This window comes from Streptomyces sp. NBC_01808 (assembly GCF_035917395.1).
In the GTDB taxonomy this organism is placed as follows: domain Bacteria; phylum Actinomycetota; class Actinomycetes; order Streptomycetales; family Streptomycetaceae; genus Streptomyces.
Window position 1 is genome coordinate 952,303 of sequence record NZ_CP109072.1, and the last position, 17,407, is coordinate 969,709.

Consider the following 17,407-nt stretch of genomic DNA (forward strand, 5'->3'; position numbering starts at 1 on the left):
TCGGCGGTGGAGGGGGTGCGGGCGGTCAGGCCGATGAACCGCGAGAACGGCGGATTCGACTGCCCAGGCCGCGCCTGGCCGCCCTTGGGCTCCCGGGCGCTCGCCGTACGTGCCGACGACGGCGCCCCGGCCGGGCATCGAACTCCGGCCGGGGCGCCTGCCCGCGAGGGGTCGCGGATCAGGGCTGGATGTCGATGGTGAAGGTGGACGTGGTGTTCTTGATGTCCTGCGCGTTGTTCCTCAGGGTCAGGTTGCGGAACGTGGCCTGACCGACGGCCGGGCCCTGCCCCGCCTCGGGCATCTCGTTCGCCCACAGACCGAAGCCGGACTTGGCGTCGAAGGCGTCACCGCTCTTGCGGGCGCCGGAGACGGTGATGTCGGTGAGGATCGTGTCCTTGATCGGGAACTGCGGCTGGCCTCCCACGTAGTTGGTCTGGAACATGATCCCGGAGTACGTCGGGTCGACGATGTCGACGTTGTCGATCCTGATGCCCTGGAAGACCTTCGAGGCGGAGAAGAGCCAGATGCCCGGGAAGGTCTGCGCGCCCCAGAAGTGCCCGCCGCAGCGCTCGATGGTGATGTTCTCCAGGGTCGTCGGCTGGGTGCCGAAGCCGTTCATCGGATAGCCGAAGTCCAGCGAGCTGACGGTGACTCCGGAGTAGACGAGGGTGTCGGCGATGCGGATGTTGCGGAAGGTGTTGTTGTAGCCGCCGTAGACGGCGATGCCCGCGGCCCGCCAGGTGAGCAGCGAGGTCAGGTTCTCGTAGACGTTGCTGTGCATGTCGGAGCCGCCCGCGTCGATCGCGGAGAAGAGCGCGAAGCTGTCGTCGCCGGTGGCGCGGGACTCGTTGTTGACGACGTGGGCGCCGGTGCTGCCGTTGGTCATGTTGATCGCGTCCGCGAAGGAGTTGCGGATGCGGGAGTTCCCGATGGTGATGTCGTCGGTGTTCGCGCCCCAGTAGAGGCACACCATGTGCTCGTTCCAGATGTCGTCGATCGTGATGTCCGAGAGGTTCTGGAAGTCGAAGACCTTGCCGGGGCCGTCGATGCGGCTGGTGTAGTTGCCGAAGTAGGCGAAGCCGCGGAAGGAGGATCCTGCCGCGGCCTGCTCGGCGCGGAAGCCGACGTCGGTGTTCTGCTCGCCCGCGGGCGCGTGGAAGCGGGTGTACCAGGGGCCGGCGCCGACGACCTGCACCGGCTTGCCGTACACCTGGAACTTGCTCGACGTCTGGTACTCGCCGGGCGGCAGGTAGACGCCCTTGAGCTGACCGGTCGTGTCCATGCGCACGCGATCCAGGGCGTTCTGCACGTCCTGGTGGGTGACCCCGGCGGGCACGGTGTACGCGGCCGGGTCCGGGTTGGCCTTCGGCGCGACCTGCTCCAGGCTGACGAAGTCGATCGCGTAGCTGGTGGTGTTGGCCGCGTCCTTCTGGAGCCGGATCCTGCTGCCGGCGGGCACGGTCCTGTCCAGCATCAGGTTCGCCTCGTCGTAGATATGCCGCGCGGGGCCTGCGCCGGGGCTGTTGCCCGGGGCGGCTTCCGCCCCGTACAGCCAGGCGTACTTCGAGGTGAGGCCGACGGCCTTGTGGAAGGTGCCGTCGACGTAGACGTTCAAGGTGGCGTCGATGCCGCCGCCGCCCGGGGCGTCGGGGATGGAGAACCGGGTGACCAGGGTGTTCGTGCTGGCCCTGGCGGTGAACTCGACGGACTCGCCGGTCTGGTCGAGGGTCACCGCGCGCCGCCCGGACGCCTCGCCCGCGACGTCGCCGATGGTGCGGTTCGGGCCGACGACCTGCGCGCCGCCGGCGACGGCGCCGTCCTCGGCCTCGTACGTGTCGTACGGCATGTCGGCGCCGCGGCCGACGAACAGCGACTCGGTGCTGGTGTTGTTCTCCCGCTTGACCGGCACCTCGTTGGCGTCTGCGGCGACCGTCACCTCGACGGTGTACGAGCCGTTGGCCGCCGTCCAACTGCCCAGGCCGACCGGGGCGGTGGCGGCGCCGGCGGCGACGGTGCCGTTGTGAGCGCCGTTCAGCGTGGTGACCGTACCGCCGGAGGCGTTGCGCAGCGTGAGGGTGATCGGGTGGCTGCCGCTCGCCGACGCCTGGGTGCCCTGGTTCTTCAGCGCGACGGAGAAGTCGACTCTCTCCCCGCCGGTCGCGGAGCTGGGCGTCCAGTCCACCGAGGCGGCGACGAGGTCGCTGCTCTGCACGGGCGAGACCCGGAGCGGGGTGGGAGCGGTGTACTCGTTGTTGCCCTCGTCCTGTTCGACGACGGTGTCGTCGGGGTCGACGACGGCGGCGACGGCGTACTCGCCGGAGTCGTGCGCGCCGGTGTTCGCGGTCACGGTCCGCGTGGCGCCCGGGGCCAGCGTGCCGACGTCGGCGGTGCCGGCCGGCTCGCCGCCGAGCAGGAAGCCGACGCCGGTGGCCGCCGCGGGCTCCTCGCCGGCGTTGTGCACGGTCGCGGCGAGGGTGACGGACTGGGTCTCGTCGGGGTTCGCGGGGGTGTGGGTGAGGCCGGTGACCTCCAGGTCGGGGTTGGGGGCGGCGGTGCCGAGGACCTGGAGTTCGCCGACCTGGCCCGCCGGGGCGCCGGTGTTGGCGGTGAACGACAGCCGCAGGTCGGCGACGCGGCCGGTCACGGGGACGGTGACGCTGTTGCCGGTGGCGGGGTCGAAGGCGTACTGGGCGCCGGCCTTGAGGGTGGTGAAGGAGGTGGCGCCCTGCTCCCGCCCGAGGACCGAGAAGGTCTGGGTGCGCGGGCCCCAGACGGGGTCGGGGCTGAGCTGGACGACGACGGCGCTGACGTCGGCGTTGGCGCCGAGTTCGACGGTGAGGGTGCCGGGGTAGGCGCCGCCGGCGCCTTCCCAGTAGGTGCCGCGGTTGCCGTCGTTGGCGTTGGTGGCGACGAAGTTGTGCACGTGGGAGGAGGCGGTGATCGGCTTGCCCCCGGCCAGGTCGGGATCGGCGGCGGCCGCGGCGGCGGTGCCTGGATCCGGTGCGGCGGGCTCCGCGGCGGCGGCCGGGCCGCCCCGGGCGGTCACCCTGGCGCTGTCGGGCGACTGGTTGCCGGCGCCGTCCCGGGCGCGTACGCGGTACGTGACGGACTCGCCGGGCGCCGGGGTGTCGACGTACGTCGTCACGTCGGCGGCGACGCCGGTGCGCAGCCGGCCGTTTGCGTAGACGTCGTAGCCGTCGAGGTCGTCGGCGCCCTCGGCCGGGGGCCGCCAGTCGAGCTGGACGCGGCCGTCGGGGAGCGCGGTGCGGGTGAGGTCGCGGGGGGCGCCGGGCGGCCGGGTGTCGCCCTCGGCCGGACCGTAGACCTCCAGCTCGGCCAGCCGGGCGCTGCCGGTGCCGGCGGTGAAGACGACGCGTACGTGGCGGGTGACGGCGGTGTCGAAGGAGAGGGTCGCGCTGTGGCCGCCGGCGGCGCCGAAGGCGATGTCGCGGGCGGCGGTCAGGTCGGTGAACTCCCGGCCGTCCGTGCTGCCCTGGAGCTTGAGGTTCTGCACCCGGGCGGCGCCGCCCTCGGGGAGCTTGAGCACGGCGCGGTCGATGCCGACGGTGGCGCCGAGGTCGGTCCGCAGCCACTGCTCGCGCTTGCTCTTCCCGCTCTGCCAGAAGCTGTCACGGTCGCCGTCGCCTGCCCGGTCGGCGGTCTTGTCGCCGGTGTGGCTGCTGGCCCTGAGGGGGCGGCCCGCGGCGAGGTCGGCGGCGCCGTCCGCGGCGGTGTGCACGGTGAGTTCGGCGAGGCGGGCGGGGCGTTCCGCGGTGGCGCCGGCGAACTGCACGCGCACGTAGCGGGTGAGAGAGGCGGGGAAGCGCACGGTCACGGTGTTGTCCGCGGCGGGGCGGAAGGCGCGGGCGTCCTCGGCGGACAGGGTGTGGAAGGTGGTGCCGTCGGCGCTGCCCTGCACGGCGAGCCTCTGCTTGCGCGCGGCGGCGTCCGCGGGCAGTCGGAGCACGACCTCGTCGACGCGCGCCTGCCGGCCGAGGTCAGTCTGCACCCACTGCGGGCCCGTGCCCCGGCTCTGCCAGTACGTGTCCTGGTCGCCGTCCGTCACCTCCGCCGCGGCGTGCCGCGGGGCGGCGCTGCTCGCGGCGGGGCGGCCGGCGGCGTCGTCGTAGCCGGCCGCGGCGACGGCGGGGAGGGCGGGGAGGGCGGGCAGGCCGAACAGGAGCAGTCCGGTGGCGAGGGCGGCGACGGTGGGCCGATGTCTCGAGCGGTGCTTTCTCATGGGGTCGTCCAACCTGTGAGTTAGCTAATTACGCTGAGATATCGAAGAATTGCAGAACGATCATGGTAGGTCTACGGTCACGGCATCGACTCCGTTCCCGTGCGCGGCCACACCGAACCGGCTTGCGTGCACATGACAGCACGCCATCAAGGGCGGTGCACGCGCGAGTTGGCAGCGTGCAGAGCTGGGGACATCCGCACCGCGCCGGCCGACCCGCGCACCACCCGCCCGAGGAACGCAACTCACTTACATTTCTTGGCTGTTTCTTGCGTCACGCCGGCTTCACCGTCGACGGGCGCCGGCGACGCGGCCGGGTGAGCCTGGCGCCCGGCGGGGCGGTGACGCCGCGGGACTTCTGGCGCCACCGCCCGGCCGGGCCCCGTACAGGATGCGGTGCCGTACGGGAGGGGGTCAGGGCCCCAGGCGCACCGTCGCCGTGGGCAGCACGACCTGGCCGGTGACGAACTCGCTCCACAGCCCGAACCGCAGCTTGTCGCCGGGCCGCGCCGTCGTCTCGACGAAGCCGACGGTGCGGCCGCCGTCCTCGCGGGTCGCGCCGAACGACAACTGGAAGCGCGTGGTGCCCGCGCGCTCCCCCGGCGGCACCGGGCTGGGCGGCAGGATCTCGTCGGCCGCCCAGCCGTAGTCGCCGTAGTACGGGTCCCGAATCCGCTCGAAGGTCTGCTCCAGGATCGAGCCGACGCCGGGGATGACCACCAGCACCCCGGGCGTGCCGTCGACGCGCGTGTTGACGACCGACACGTCGTGCTCCGAGCCGTCCGGCCAGGTGCCGAGGCCCTCGCCGACGAGGGAGCCGGGCGGGCAGGCGGCCACGCCGTCCGCCTCGACCACGGCGCGGGCGCAGGTCGGGAAGGAGTCGGGACGGAAGCTGACGGAGCGGTCGAAGAGGAAGACGAAGCGGCGGGCCCCGGCGGGCGTCGTCCCCTCGGCGGCGCGGCTGCGCCGGTCGAAGGCGACTGTCACGCTCCGCCCGGGCCCGCGGGTCGCGGTGACGTCCAGGGTGTCGATGTTGTCGGTGCCCTCCACATCCGGTTCGTACGGGCGCTGCGGCCCGCCGGGCGCGGGGTCGGGCGGTGACGCCGCGGGCGCTGCGGCCTGGGCGAGCGGGGTCAGCGCGGCCGCGCCGGCGAGGACGGCGGCCAGGGCCGTGGCGAGACGTCTCAAGGGGGTCCCCCTCAGGGAGTTCGGTGGGTCGTTCGCGGCCTGCATCGAAGCACCGGGCCGCGAAAGCGGATATAAAAGCCCTGCTCCGGCGGGGGTGCGCCCGGCCATGGGCAACGCCCGTACGCCGCACGGAGCTTCGCGGCGGCGGAGGTGAGCCGGGGCGACCGGCGGGCGCTCGTCCCGCCGGCCGCCGCCGGGCCGTTGTCGGTGGCGCGTGCCAGACTGCACGGCGGGAGCGCGCCCGTGCGGGGCGCCGGTTGTCGCGAGGGGGCGCGATGGGGCTGGAGATCGAGGGGCGGGCGTCGGACTCGCCGTACGTGTCGTACGTCTGGCGCAGCCGCAGCGAGGGCGTCGACCGGATGACGGCGGTCGCGTCGGCCTGCTGGGACCTGGTGTTCTGGGAGTCGCGCGCGGGGTTCCAGGCCGCGGTGGCGGGCCCCGAGTCGCGGACGAGCACGGCGCCGGTGCCCGAGGAGGCGGCGTTCTTCGGCATCACCTTCGCGCTGGGCACCTCGCTGACGCATCTGCCGGCGCCCCTGCTGGTCGACGGCGGGGTGGACATACCCGACGCGACGCGCAGGTCGTTCTGGCTGAAGGACTCCCACTGGCCGGTGCCGGGGCCCGACGACGCCGAGGCGTTCGCGGACCGGCTGGTGCGCGCCGGCGTGCTCGTCCGCGACCCGCTCGTCACCGACCTGATGCGCGGCGGCACACCGGACGTCTCCGCGCGCACCGCGCAGCGGCGCTTCCAGGCCGCGACCGGCTTCACCCACGGCGCGGTCCGGCAGATAGAACGGGCGCGGCACGCCGCGGTGCTGCTCCGCGAGGGCGCGGCGGCCGACGACGTCGTGCACCGCCTGGGCTACTACGACGAGCCGCATCTGGCCCACGCGCTCAGCCGCTTCATCGGCCGGACCGCGGGACAGTTGCGGAACGACCCGCGGCCCGCGCAGCCGCTGGCGCTTCTGTACAAGACCTGACGCCCCGGCGGCCGCTAACGTCCCGACGGACTGCACGTCCGCCGACCCCCCGCCTTCTGGAGCCTCCCGTGAGAAAGATCGTCGCCAGCCTGTTCATCTCCCTCGACGGCGTCGTGGAGGCGCCCGACCAGTGGCACATGTCCTACTTCGACGACGAGATGGGCGAGGCGGTCGGCGGGCTGATGTCCGACACCATGCTCTACGGCCGCAAGACCTACGACGGCTTCGCGGAGGCGTGGCCGCAGCGGGAGGGGACCGACGACGAGGACGCCGGGTTCGCGAAGATCCTCGGCGACGCCCGCAAGATCGTCGTCAGCCGCGGCGAGGTCGACCTGAGCTGGCGCAACTCCGAGAAGCTCCAGGGCGACCTGGTCACCGGCGTGACCGCGCTCAAGAAGGAGTCCGGCGGAAACGTCTCCATCGGCGGCTCGGTCTCCGTGATCCGCGAGCTGCTCGCGCACGGCCTGCTGGACGAGCTGCACCTGCTGGTCCACCCCGTCGCGGTGCGCCAGGGCGAGCGGCTCTTCGACGAGGGCGACACCAGGATCCCGCTGAAGCTGCTCGACTCGAAGGCGTTCGCCTCCGGCGTGCTGCACCTGGTCTACGGGCCGGCGGACTAGGGGCGTTCCGGCTCCTCGGGGTCGTCGGCGGCCGGGTCCTCGACCAGCGACTGCAGCGGCGGGCCCGCCACCGCGCAGTGCACGTGGCACGGCGGTTCCGGCGGCCCCGCCGGCTCCTTCGGCGAGCGGATCGTCAGCCACGACAGCAGGGCCCCGCCGGCGAGCAGCACGGCGCAGATGAGCAGGGCGACGCGGAAGCCGTCGCCGAACGCCCCGGGGTTGCGGTAGTCGTTGCCGGAGAGCCCGGCGGCCAGCGGCAGCGCGGCGACGGCGAGCAGGCCCGCGGCGCGGGCCACCGCGTTGTTGACGCCGGAGGCGATGCCGGAGTGCCGGTCCTCCACGGCGCCGAGGACGGTGGCGGTGAGCGGGGCGACCGTCGTCGCCAGGCCGAAGCCGAAGAGCACCACGCCGGGCAGCACCTCCCGTACGTACGGCACGTTGTCGCCGGGGCCGCCGATGCGCAGCATCAGCAGCAGCCCGCCGGCGCAGATCGCCGGGCCGACCGTCATCGGGATGCGCGGCCCGATGCGCTCGGACAGCTTTCCCGACCGCTCCGAGAGCGCCAGCATGATGAGCGTCACCGGCAGCAGCGCGGAGCCCGCGGCGATCGGCGAGTAGCCGGCGGCGATCTGCAGGTCCAGCACGAGGAAGAAGGTCACCCCGCCGAGGGCGGCGTAGACGACGAACGTGACCAGGTTCGCCGCGGTGAACTGGCGGGAGCCGAAGATCCCGGTGGTGAGCATCGGGTGGCTGCTGCGCCGCTGGACGAACACGAACGCCGCGAGGCTCGCCACCCCCACGCCGCTGCTCGCGGCCAGCAGCAGCGCCGAGACGCCCTTCTCGGGCGCGGCGATCAGGGCGTACGTCACGCCCGCCAGGCCGAGCGCGCCGAGCGCGGCGCCGGTCCAGTCGAAGCGTCCCGTGGCCGTCTCGTCGCGGCTCTCGGGTACGTGCCGGGCGGCGACGGCCACGACGACAACGGCCAGCGGCACGTTGATGGCGAACACCCACCGCCAGCTCGCCGCCTCCACCAGCCAGCCGCCGAGCAGCGGGCCGAGGGCGCTCGCGATGCCGGCGAGCCCCGACCAGACGCCGATCGCGCGGGCGCGGTCCTCGGGGGCGAAGGAGGCCTGGATGAGGGCGAGGGAGCCGGGGGTCAGCAGCGCGCCGCCGATGCCCTGAAGGGTGCGGGCGGCGATGAGGATGCCGACGTTGGGCGCCAGCGCGCACAGCAGCGAGGCCACCGCGAACCACACGGTGCCGAAGATGAAGATCCGGCGGCGGCCGTAGCGGTCGCCGAGGGCGCCGCCGAGGAGGATGAGCGCGGCGAGGGTGAGGGTGTAGCCGTTGACGGTCCACTGCAGACCGCCGAGGGAGGCGCCTAGTTCGTCGCCGATGGTGGGCAGCGCGACGTTGACGACGGTGGCGTCGAGGAAGGTGATGCCCGAGCCGATCACCACCGCGGTCAGCAGCCAGCGCCCGGCCGGCTGCGCGAGCCGTAGATCCGCGGGTGCGCCGGCGGGCGGATGGGATTGCGTCATGCCCGCAGTCAACCGCACCGTCCGGGCGCGCGCACCGTACCGTGCACGCCGTGCGGCGCGTCGGGTACCGTCCGGGTTGTGAGCGAAGCCGGCACCGGGGGCAACCTCGAAGACAGGTCAGAGAACGGGTCAGCGGGCAGGTCAGGGGACGGGACCGGGGAGCGCCCGGACGACCGCCCCGGTGACCGCCCGGAGGCCACGGCCCGTTTCGAGCGCGGCACCGACGGCCCCAAGGTGATCCTCGTCGGCGTCGACGGCTCCGACACCTCCTGGCGCGCCGCCGCCTACGCCGCGGGGCTGGCCCGGCGGCAGGGCTCGCTGCTCGCGGTGGTGTACGTGCAGCCGACGCTGGCCGCCGCGGCGGCGCTCGGCGCGCCGGTGGCGGGCGCGACGGCGGAGGTGGCCGAGGAGCTGGTGGCGGAGATCCGGCGGACGGCGGCGCAGTTGCGCGGGCTGTTCGACGTGCGCTGGGAGTTCCACACCCTGCACGGCGACGCCTACACGGGGCTGGTGCAGGCGGCACAGGACCTCAAGGCGGACGCGGTGATCGTAGGCGCGTCGGAGCAGGCGGGGCACCGGCTCGTCGGCTCGGTGGCGGTACGCCTGGTCAAGGCGGGCCGCTGGCCGGTCACCGTGGTGCCGTAACCCCTGCCGCCGGCCGGGTGCCGCCCGTGTCGCGAGCCCGGCGGGTCTGCGGCACGGTGGGTTCATGAGCGATCACACGTACCGCATCACCGAGATCGTCGGCTCCTCCCACGCCGGTGTCGACGACGCCGTCCGCAACGGCGTCGCGCGCGCCTCGCAGACGCTGCGCAACCTCGACTGGTTCGAGGTCACCCAGGTGCGCGGGCAACTGGAGAACGGCGCCGTGGCGCACTGGCAGGTGTGCCTGAAGGTGGGCTTCCGGCTGGAGGACGCCGGCGGCTCCTGACAGCCCTCCGCGGCCGCGGTCACTTCAGCAGCCGGGACATCCTCCGGTCGGCCAGCGGCTTGCCGCCGGTCTGGCAGGTGGGGCAGTACTGCAGCGCCGAGTCGGCGAACGACACCTCGCGGATCGTGTCGCCGCAGGCGGGGCACTTCTCCCCGGCCCGCCCGTGCACCCGCAGCCCGCTCTTCTTCTCCGCCTTCAGCCGCCCCGCGGCCACCCCTCGGGAGCGCTCGACGGCGCCGCGCAGGGTGTCGCCGATCGCCGTGTAGAGCACGGCGGTCTCCTCGTCGGTGAGGTTCGCGGCGAGCTTGTACGGGGAGAGCTTCGCGACGTGCAGGATCTCGTCGGAGTACGCATTGCCGATGCCGGCGATCGTCGACTGGTCGCGCAGCACGCCCTTGATCTGCCGCCGCTCGCCCGCCAGCAGCCCGGCGAACGCCTCCGCCGTGAACGCCGCGGCCAGCGGGTCGGGCCCCAGCCGGGCGACGCCGGGCACGTCCTGCGGATCCCGTACGCAGTAGACCGCGAGGCGCTTCTGGGTGCCCGCCTCGGTGAGGTCGAAGCCCGCGCCCTCCGGCTCGGCCAGCCGCACCCGCAGCGCCAGCGGCCCCTTGCCGGGACGCGGCGGCGCGGCCGGCAGCTTGTCCTTCCACTGCAGCCAGCCGGCCCGGGCCAGATGGATCACCAGGTGCAACTCGTCGGCGACCGTGAGGTCCAGGAACTTGCCGTGCCGTCCGACGGCCGTGACCTCGGCGCCCTCCAGCGCGGTGAGCGGCGGGTCGTACGTCTTGAGAACGCTGATCGCGACCGGCTGCACCCGGGCGACGTACCGCCCCACCAGGTGCTCGGTCAGGAATCCGCTGAGCGCTTCGACTTCGGGAAGCTCGGGCATGCCTCCCAGTCTGCGGCATCCTGGAGTGATGTACGAGGAGAGGCCGGCGCTGCTCGGCGGCGCGGTCGTCTGGCGCCGCCGGGACGTCCGCCCTGGCCCGTACCGGGTGCTCCCGGACGGCGGCACCGACCTGATCCTCACGCCCGGCGGGCTGCTCGTCGCGGGCCCCGACACCCGGGCGCACGTCGGCACCGGGGCGGCGGGCGACACGTACACCGGGCTGCGCTTCGCCCCCGGGCAGGGCCCGGCGGTGCTGGGCGCGCCCGCGCACGAGCTGCGGAACCTGCGGGTGCCGCTGGCGGATCTGTGGGGCGAGCGGCGGGCCCGGCTGGCGGCCGAGCAGGTCGCCGGGGCGGTGGACCCGGGTGCGGCGCTGGAGGCGCTGGCGCGGGCCCGCCTGGCGGACACGGAGCCGCCGGAGCCGTACGTGCCGGCGGTCGTCGCGGCGCTGGCGGCGGGCCGGCCGGTGGCCGAGATCGCGGGGGCGGTGGGGCTCGGCGAGCGGCAGTTGCACCGGCGCAGCCTGGCGGCCTTCGGGTACGGGCCGAAGACGCTGGCCCGGGTGCTGCGGATGAACCGCGCGCTGGCGCTCGCCCGGGCGGGCACGCCGCCGGCCGGGGCGGCGGCGCTGGCGGGGTACGCGGACCAGGCGCACCTGGCGCGCGAGATGCGGGCACTGGCCGGGGTGCCGCTGACGGCGCTGCTCTGAGCGGCACCCCGGTCCGCCCCTCCGCGGGCCCGGCGGTCAGCCGAACGGGGCGAAGAGGTCGACGCCGTTGCCGTCGGGGTCGTGCACCTGCGCGTAGCGCTGGCCCCACTCGGCGTCCCAGGGCGCCATGGCCCCCTTGTACCCCGCCTCGGTGAGCATCGCGTACGTCGCGTCCACGTCGGCGGGGCCCTCGCAGCGGAAGGCGAGGCCGATACGCCCCTCCCCGGTCGGCGGCTCGAAGTCGGGCGCGAAGGACTTGATCGCCTCCTCCGCGTCCCACATCAGGCGCAGCCCGCCGGGCAGTGCCGCCTCGACGTGCGGCTGCCCGTCGGCGTCGGCGGGGATGTCCAGGCCGAGCAGGCGGTAGAAGGCGAGGGTGGCGGCCATGTCGGCGGTCACCATTCCGATGGCGTCGAATCGTGCGGTCATGGCCCCGACCCTAGGAACGGGCCGGCATACGCGTCTTGAACGAATCGGACGTCCTCACCCGCCCGGCGCGGTTCGGCCGGCGTGGTGCCCGCGACGATCACGTCGTACCCGGGCCCCCACCCTTGACTCCGCGCCCACTCTGCAAGTTAATGTCAACATGAAGTCGGGCGAGTCCATGACCATCGGCGAGCTGGCCGGGCGCTTCGGCCTCGCCGCCCACGTGCTGCGGCACTGGGAGGCCATGGGCCTGCTCACCCCGGCGGAGCGCGTGAACGGCCGCCGGCGCTACACCTCCGACCACGTCTCCCGGGTCGCCATGATCATCGGCGGCAAGCGCGGCGGGCTCAGCCTGGAGCAACTGCGCGAGCTGTTCGCCGCGCAGGGCCCCGGCGACCGGCACGCGCTGCTGGCACGGCACCGGGAGGAGCTTCAGGAGCGGATGCGGGAGATCGAGCGGTCGAAGGCGATGATCGACCACGCGCTGGAGTGCGAGGCGCACGACTTCACCCGCTGCCCCACTTTCCAGGCCCTCGTGCGCCGGCTCGCGGCCGGCGAGAGCCTGGCTCACCTCCCGGTCGGCACCGGCCCGTCCGCCGGTCGCGATCCGCAGGAACCGCACGTCCGGGGCGGTCCGAACGGAACGGTTATCCGATAGCGTGCCCGTCCCGGCACCACCACCGCACACCGCGCCACCACCGCACCGCCAACGCACACCCGCATCACCGCTGCCCGAGGTGTCCCCACCGCGCACCGAGGGCAGCACCCTGACGTCGCCCGCAATTCGCCCAAGAGGGAGCGAGAAGCATGGGAGCCCAAGCCGTCACCGCGGGGGTCCTGAGGGAGCGCGCGCCGGACGAGCGCCGCGTCGCCCTCACCCCCGAAGTCGTCACCCGTGTGCGCCGGTCGGGTGTCGACGTCCTCGTCGAGACCGGCGCGGGCACGAGCGCCTGGTTCACCGACGCCGACTACACGGCCGCGGAGGCCGAGATCGTCGGCGCGGACGAGTTGATCCGCCGGGCCGACGTCGTGCTCTGCGTCGCACCGCCCGACCGCGAGACCGCCGCCGCCCTGCGCTCCGGGCAGACGCTCATCGGCATGCTCGACCCGCTCCGCCAGGCCACCCTGATCGGCGAGCTGGCCGCCCGGGGGGTGACCGTCGTCAGCCTCGACCTGCTGCCCCGTACGCTCAGCCGGGCCCAGACGATGGACGCGCTGACCTCCCAGGCCAACGTCGCGGGATACAAGGCGGTGCTGCTCGCCGCCGACAGCTACGACCGGTACTTTCCGATGCTGACCACGGCGGCGGGCACCTCGAAGCCCGCCGCCGTCCTCGTGCTCGGCGCGGGCGTCGCCGGGCTGCAGGCCATCGCCACCGCCCGCCGGCTCGGCGCGATCGTCACCGCGTACGACGTCCGGCCCGCGGCGCAGGGCGAGATCGAGTCGCTGGGCGCGAAGTTCCTGGAGCTGGAGGGCGTGGCCTCGGCGGCGGGCGAGGGCGGCTACGCGCGCGTGCTCACCGACGAGGAGCAGCGGGCGCAGCTCGCCGCGCTGACGGCGGCGGTGCCCCGCTTCGACGTGGTGATCACCACCGCCCGGGTGCCGGGCCGCAAGCCGCCCCTGATGGTCACGGCCGAGGCGCTGGAGCAGATGCGGCCGGGCTCGGTGGTGGTGGACATGGCCGCCAGCGAACTCGGCGGCAACGTGGAGCTGTCCGAGCCGGACAAGACCGCGGTGCTCGCCGGCGGCGTGACGCTGATCGGCGCCGGGAACCTGCCGTCGGTGATGGCGACGGCCGCCTCCACCGCGTACGCCCGCAACATCAGCGCGCTGCTGGCGCACCTGGTCGCCGACGAGGCGGTGCGCATCGACCTCGACGACGACATCCAGGCCGGCGTGGTCGTCGCCCACGGCGGCGAGGTCGTCAGCGACGCGGTCGCTCCGCAGAACGGAGGGAACCGGTGAACCTCGATCTGCTCACCGCCGTCACGATCTTCGTGCTCAGCGTGCTGGTCGGCTTCGAAGTGATCAGCAAGGTGCCGGCGACGCTGCACACGCCGCTGATGTCCGGCGCCAACTCGATCCACGGGATCGTGCTGATCGGCGCGATGCTGGTGACGTCCCTGGCCGACGAGCCGCTGGAGTACGCGCTGGCCTTCGTGGCCGTCGCGTTCGGCGCGATGAACGTCGTCGGCGGGTACGTCGTCACGGACCGGATGCTCCACATGTTCCGCGCCCGGCCGACGCCGGGCGGCGCCAAGGGAGGTGCGGCGAAGTGAGCGATCTGGAGACCGCCGTCCGGTACGTGCTGCTGGCCGCCGCCGCCTGCTTCGTGCTCGGCCTGCGGCTGATGAACTCCCCCGCCACCGCCCGCCGCGGCAACACCCTCTCGGCCGGTGCCATGGCGGTGGCGATCGTGGCGACCGCGGTGCTGCTGGCGGAGCGCGGCGACATCACCGCCACCGGCTGGCTGGTGCTGCTCTCCGCGACCGTCGTCGGCTCCGGCGCCGGGCTGTATCTGGCCCGTACCGTCGAGATGACCGCGATGCCGCAGTTGGTGAGCCTGTTCAACGCGGTCGGCGGCGGCGCCGCCGCGCTGCTGGCCATCGTCGAGGTGCTCCAGCACGCGCACCCGGAGGACCTCGGCGCGCGCACCACCGTGCCGGGCGGCATCGACATCCTCATCGGCGCCATCACCTTCTCCGGCTCGCTCATCGCCGCCGGGAAGCTGCAGGGCGTGATCCCGGGCAAGCCGATCGTCCTGCCGGGCAGCCAGGCGCTGAACGCCGGGCTCGCCCTGGTCTTCGCCGGGGCCGGCGTCTGGCTGGTGGTGGACCCGGGCAGCGTCGCGGCGCTGACGCTGCTGACGCTCGCGGGGCTGGCGTTCGGCGTCACGATGGTGCTGCCGATCGGCGGCGCGGACATGCCCGTGGTGATCTCGCTGCTCAACGCCTTCACCGGCACGGCGGTCGGCATGGCCGGTTTCGTGCTCAACGAGCCGGCGCTGATCATCGCCGGCGCGCTCGTCGGCGCCTCGGGCACGATCCTGACCAAGCTGATGGCGGACGCCATGAACCGTTCGATTCCGGCCATCATCGTCGGCGGCTTCGGCACCGGCGACGAGGCGGCGGCCGTGGGCACGGACGGGGACGTGCCGGTGCGGCCGGTCTCGGTCGACGACGTGGCGATCCAGCTCGCGTACGCCGGCAAGGTCGTCATCGTGCCGGGGTACGGACTGGCGGCCGCGCAGGCGCAGCACGAGCTGGGCGACCTGGCGGACCTGCTGGAGGAGCACGGCGTGGAGGTCACGTACGCGATCCACCCGGTGGCCGGCCGGATGCCGGGGCACATGAACGTGCTGCTGGCCGAGGCCAACGTGCCGTATCCGCAGCTCAAGGAGATGGAGGAGGCGAACCCGGAGTTCCCGCAGGCGGACGTGGCGCTGGTAATCGGCGCCAACGACGTCACCAACCCGGCCGCGCGGCGGCCGGGCAACGCGATCTCGGGCATGCCGATCCTGGACGTGGACCGGGCCAAGAGCGTGGTGGTGATCAAGCGGTCGATGGGCCACGGGTACGCGGGCATCGACAACGAGCTGTACACCGCGGAGAACACCGGGATGTTCTTCACCGACGCCAAGAAGGGGCTCGCCGATCTGAAGGCGGCGGTCCGCACGTTCGTCGGCTAGCGCACGCGGAAGTACGGGCGCAGGCGGCCCGGCCGGATCAGTCGATGCCGCGCAGGATGTGCAGCTCGGCGGTGTCGGCCGGGTCGTCCTCGTATCCGGCGAGCCGGATGGGGGCCGAGCGCGCCCACACGTCCAGGCTGCTCACGGACTCCTCGGCCACTCGCGGGCGCGGATGCGGCCGGGGGGCGGGCTGGGGATGCCGTTCCGGTGCGGCTTCGGCGGTCAAGGTGCACTCCTCCGGGTCATGTGAACTGGTCAGCCCGCCGTGGCCGGGCGGCGGGTGTCGGCGGCGGACACCCCGGGCTGTTCGGGTGGGCAGTTCGGACGCGGTGGCGCCGGCTGGGCTCACGGACGGTCCGAGGTGTCGGGCCCTTCCCCGCGGGCGGGGCTGTCCGTTTCCACAGAGTAACGACTCGGGGCCGGGGACGCCCGGCGTTATCCGGTCCGGCCGATCGATTCTAGAATCAGGCCATAGTCAGACATACGAATCATTTCATCCGGGAAGGGACGTCAATGGGCACCAGCCGCATAGCCCGCCTTCTGCGTACGCCCGCGGCCCTGCCGGCCGTGCTCCTGCTGCTCCCGCTGCTGCTCGCGGGCGGGTGCACCAAGGAGGAGACGCAGAAGCCCGGGAAACCCCGGGAAGAGCTGGGAAGCGGCTCGCCGTTCACCGGACTGGCGGGACGCGGCGGACCGGTGCTGGGCGTGAAGGTCGACAACGCCGAGCCCGCCCGCCCCCAGACGGGCCTGGAGCGAGCGGACATCGTCTACGTCGAACGGGTGGAAGCCGGCCTCAGCCGGCTGCTCGCGGTCTACGCCTCGCACCCGCCGGAGCGGGTCGGCCCGGTGCGCAGCGCCCGCGAGTCCGACCTCGAACTCCTGGAGCAGTTCGGCAGGCCCGCGCTCGCCTTCTCCGGGGCGCAGTCCAAGCTGCTCCCGGTCATCGACGAGGCACCCCTGTTCCCCGTGCCGCCGGGTACGGCCGCCGACGCGTACCTGCGCGACCCGGCGAAGCCCGTACCGCACAACCTCTTCGTCCGGCCGGAGCGGGCGCTGGCCGCGGCGCCGGACGCGGACCGGGCACGGGACATCGGCTTCCGCTTCGGCCCGGCACCGAAGGGCGGGAAGGCCACCGCCGAGCGCACCGTGCGCTACCCGGCCGCGAGCTTCGGCTTCACCTGGGACGCGGGCGAGAAGCGCTGGCTGATCTCCTTCGACGGCACCCCGGCCGCCACCACGGCGGGCGGGCGGCTGTCGGCGGCGACGGTCGTCGTCCAGCATGTGAAGATCCACGACTCCGGCTTCGGCGACCGCTCGGGGAACGTCTCCCCCTTCACCGAGACCGTCGGCACCGGGAAGGCGGAGGTGCTGCGCGGCGGCAGGTCGTACGAGGCGCGATGGGAGCGCGGATCGGCAGGCGGCGGCACGGAGTTCACCGGCGCGGACGGCGAGCGGCTGCACTTCGCGCGCGGCCCGGTCTGGGTCGTCTTCACAGAGTGACGCAAACCACACCCTTATTGGCACGAACCTCTTCTGACAGCCGCTAGCATTTTTTGGGTACGAAACCGTTTCGTTCCGCTGACTGGGGAGGGGGCCCGATGGTCGTGCAGGACACCAGTACCACCGGGCGCCGGAGCCGGCTGAGCGCCGAGCGCGAGCAGGAACTCTTCGAGGCCGTGCTCGACCATCTGCGCGAAGTCGGCTACGAGGCCCTCACCATGGACGCGGTCGCGGCTCGTACGCGGTCGAGCAAGGCCACCCTCTACCGCCAGTGGCACTCCAAGCCGCACTTGGTCGCCACGGCGCTCCGGCACGGCAAGCCGGTGAGGTCGGCCGGGATCGACACCGGCACGCTGCGCGGAGACCTCGTGCAGTTCGCCGACGGTGTGTGCCAGAGCGCGGAGAAGGACTCGGCCCTCCTGCGCGCGGTCGCCTTCGCCCAGCAGTCCAACGAGGAACTGCAGCAGGCCATGCGGCAGCTCTTGATCGAGCCGGAGCTGGCCGCCTTCCAGGAGCTGATCGATCGCGCCGTCGCGCGCGGCGAGCTGCCCGCGGACATCCCCGCCGCGAAGTTCGTCCCGCACATGATGCTGGGGGCCATGCTGGCCCGGCCCCTCATCGAGAACGCGCCGGTCACCAGCGACTATCTCGTCCGTTATGTCGACGCAGTGATTCTCCCCGCCCTGCATATGAACTGA

17 protein-coding genes are annotated in these 17,407 nt (G+C 73.4%); 11 read left to right on the top strand and 6 right to left on the bottom strand.

Features of this window, described 5'->3' with window-relative positions; all coding sequences use genetic code 11:
• Nucleotides 1-178 precede the first annotated feature (178 nt).
• Together OG946_RS03795 and OG946_RS03800 are read right to left on the bottom strand one after the other, a co-directional pair.
• The gene (locus OG946_RS03795; RefSeq protein ID WP_326794745.1) at nt 179-4,240 is read right to left on the bottom strand and encodes a discoidin domain-containing protein; all 4,062 of its coding nucleotides are present in this window, start codon (nt 4,238-4,240) and stop codon (nt 179-181) included.
• Nucleotides 4,241-4,651: 411 nt separating this feature from the next.
• Nucleotides 4,652-5,425 carry a hypothetical protein gene (locus tag OG946_RS03800; protein WP_326794746.1) on the bottom strand — a complete coding sequence of 258 codons (774 nt, stop codon included), beginning with the start codon at nt 5,423-5,425 and terminating at the stop codon, nt 4,652-4,654.
• Nucleotides 5,426-5,700: 275 nt separating this feature from the next.
• Between OG946_RS03800 and OG946_RS03805 the strand changes: the two genes are divergently transcribed.
• Complete coding sequence (locus tag OG946_RS03805) at nt 5,701-6,405, top strand: helix-turn-helix domain-containing protein (RefSeq protein ID WP_326794747.1); 705 nt, start codon at nt 5,701-5,703, stop codon at nt 6,403-6,405.
• Nucleotides 6,406-6,473: 68 nt separating this feature from the next.
• Nucleotides 6,474-7,025 (top strand): dihydrofolate reductase family protein, encoded by a 552-nt coding sequence (locus OG946_RS03810; RefSeq protein WP_326794748.1) that lies wholly within the window; start codon nt 6,474-6,476, stop codon nt 7,023-7,025.
• Here OG946_RS03810 and OG946_RS03815 read toward each other — a convergent pair.
• Entirely contained in the window at nt 7,022-8,566 is a 1,545-nt protein-coding gene (locus tag OG946_RS03815; RefSeq protein ID WP_326794749.1) for an MFS transporter, read from the bottom strand. The genes OG946_RS03810 and OG946_RS03815 overlap by 4 nt on opposite strands.
• A gap of 234 nt (nt 8,567-8,800) precedes the next feature.
• Here OG946_RS03815 and OG946_RS03820 point away from each other — a divergent pair, with 234 nt between their 5' ends.
• Both OG946_RS03820 and OG946_RS03825 read left to right on the top strand, forming a co-directional pair.
• On the top strand, nt 8,801-9,211 hold the full coding sequence (locus tag OG946_RS03820) for a universal stress protein (protein WP_326800137.1): 411 nt from the start codon (nt 8,801-8,803) through the stop codon (nt 9,209-9,211).
• 64 nt (nt 9,212-9,275) lie between these two features.
• Nucleotides 9,276-9,497, top strand: a complete 222-nt coding sequence (locus tag OG946_RS03825) for a dodecin (protein ID WP_326794750.1) — start codon at nt 9,276-9,278, stop codon at nt 9,495-9,497.
• A 19-nt stretch (nt 9,498-9,516) separates the two neighbouring features.
• Here OG946_RS03825 and OG946_RS03830 read toward each other — a convergent pair whose 3' ends face one another.
• Complete coding sequence (locus OG946_RS03830; protein WP_326794751.1) at nt 9,517-10,386, bottom strand: Fpg/Nei family DNA glycosylase; 870 nt, start codon at nt 10,384-10,386, stop codon at nt 9,517-9,519.
• A gap of 28 nt (nt 10,387-10,414) precedes the next feature.
• On the opposite strand from OG946_RS03830, the gene OG946_RS03835 reads away from it, so the two are divergent.
• Nucleotides 10,415-11,095 carry a helix-turn-helix domain-containing protein gene (locus OG946_RS03835; protein ID WP_326794752.1) on the top strand — a complete coding sequence of 227 codons (681 nt, stop codon included), beginning with the start codon at nt 10,415-10,417 and terminating at the stop codon, nt 11,093-11,095.
• A gap of 36 nt (nt 11,096-11,131) precedes the next feature.
• Here OG946_RS03835 and OG946_RS03840 read toward each other — a convergent pair whose 3' ends face one another.
• The gene (locus tag OG946_RS03840; RefSeq protein ID WP_326794753.1) at nt 11,132-11,524 is read right to left on the bottom strand and encodes a VOC family protein; all 393 of its coding nucleotides are present in this window, start codon (nt 11,522-11,524) and stop codon (nt 11,132-11,134) included.
• Between the two features lie 157 nt (nt 11,525-11,681).
• Between OG946_RS03840 and OG946_RS03845 the strand changes: the two genes are divergently transcribed.
• The 4 genes from OG946_RS03845 (at nt 11,682) to OG946_RS03860 (ending at nt 15,209) form a co-directional block, all read left to right on the top strand.
• The gene (locus tag OG946_RS03845; protein ID WP_326794754.1) at nt 11,682-12,179 is read left to right on the top strand and encodes a helix-turn-helix domain-containing protein; all 498 of its coding nucleotides are present in this window, start codon (nt 11,682-11,684) and stop codon (nt 12,177-12,179) included.
• Nucleotides 12,180-12,328: 149 nt separating this feature from the next.
• Nucleotides 12,329-13,486 (top strand): NAD(P) transhydrogenase subunit alpha, encoded by a 1,158-nt coding sequence (locus OG946_RS03850; RefSeq protein WP_326794755.1) that lies wholly within the window; start codon nt 12,329-12,331, stop codon nt 13,484-13,486.
• Entirely contained in the window at nt 13,483-13,800 is a 318-nt protein-coding gene (locus OG946_RS03855) for an NAD(P) transhydrogenase subunit alpha (RefSeq protein ID WP_047014626.1), read from the top strand. Before OG946_RS03850 ends, OG946_RS03855 begins: the two co-directional genes overlap by 4 nt.
• Nucleotides 13,797-15,209, top strand: coding sequence for an NAD(P)(+) transhydrogenase (Re/Si-specific) subunit beta (locus tag OG946_RS03860; RefSeq protein ID WP_326794756.1), 1,413 nt, complete (start codon nt 13,797-13,799; stop codon nt 15,207-15,209). The genes OG946_RS03855 and OG946_RS03860 overlap by 4 nt, the downstream gene beginning before the upstream one ends.
• A gap of 37 nt (nt 15,210-15,246) precedes the next feature.
• Here OG946_RS03860 and OG946_RS03865 read toward each other — a convergent pair whose 3' ends face one another.
• Entirely contained in the window at nt 15,247-15,435 is a 189-nt protein-coding gene (locus tag OG946_RS03865; protein ID WP_326794757.1) for a hypothetical protein, read from the bottom strand.
• A gap of 287 nt (nt 15,436-15,722) precedes the next feature.
• On the opposite strand from OG946_RS03865, the gene OG946_RS03870 reads away from it, so the two are divergent.
• Together OG946_RS03870 and OG946_RS03875 are read left to right on the top strand one after the other, a co-directional pair.
• The gene (locus tag OG946_RS03870; protein ID WP_326794758.1) at nt 15,723-16,709 is read left to right on the top strand and encodes a DUF3048 domain-containing protein; all 987 of its coding nucleotides are present in this window, start codon (nt 15,723-15,725) and stop codon (nt 16,707-16,709) included.
• 98 nt (nt 16,710-16,807) lie between these two features.
• The gene (locus tag OG946_RS03875; protein WP_326794759.1) at nt 16,808-17,407 is read left to right on the top strand and encodes a TetR/AcrR family transcriptional regulator; all 600 of its coding nucleotides are present in this window, start codon (nt 16,808-16,810) and stop codon (nt 17,405-17,407) included.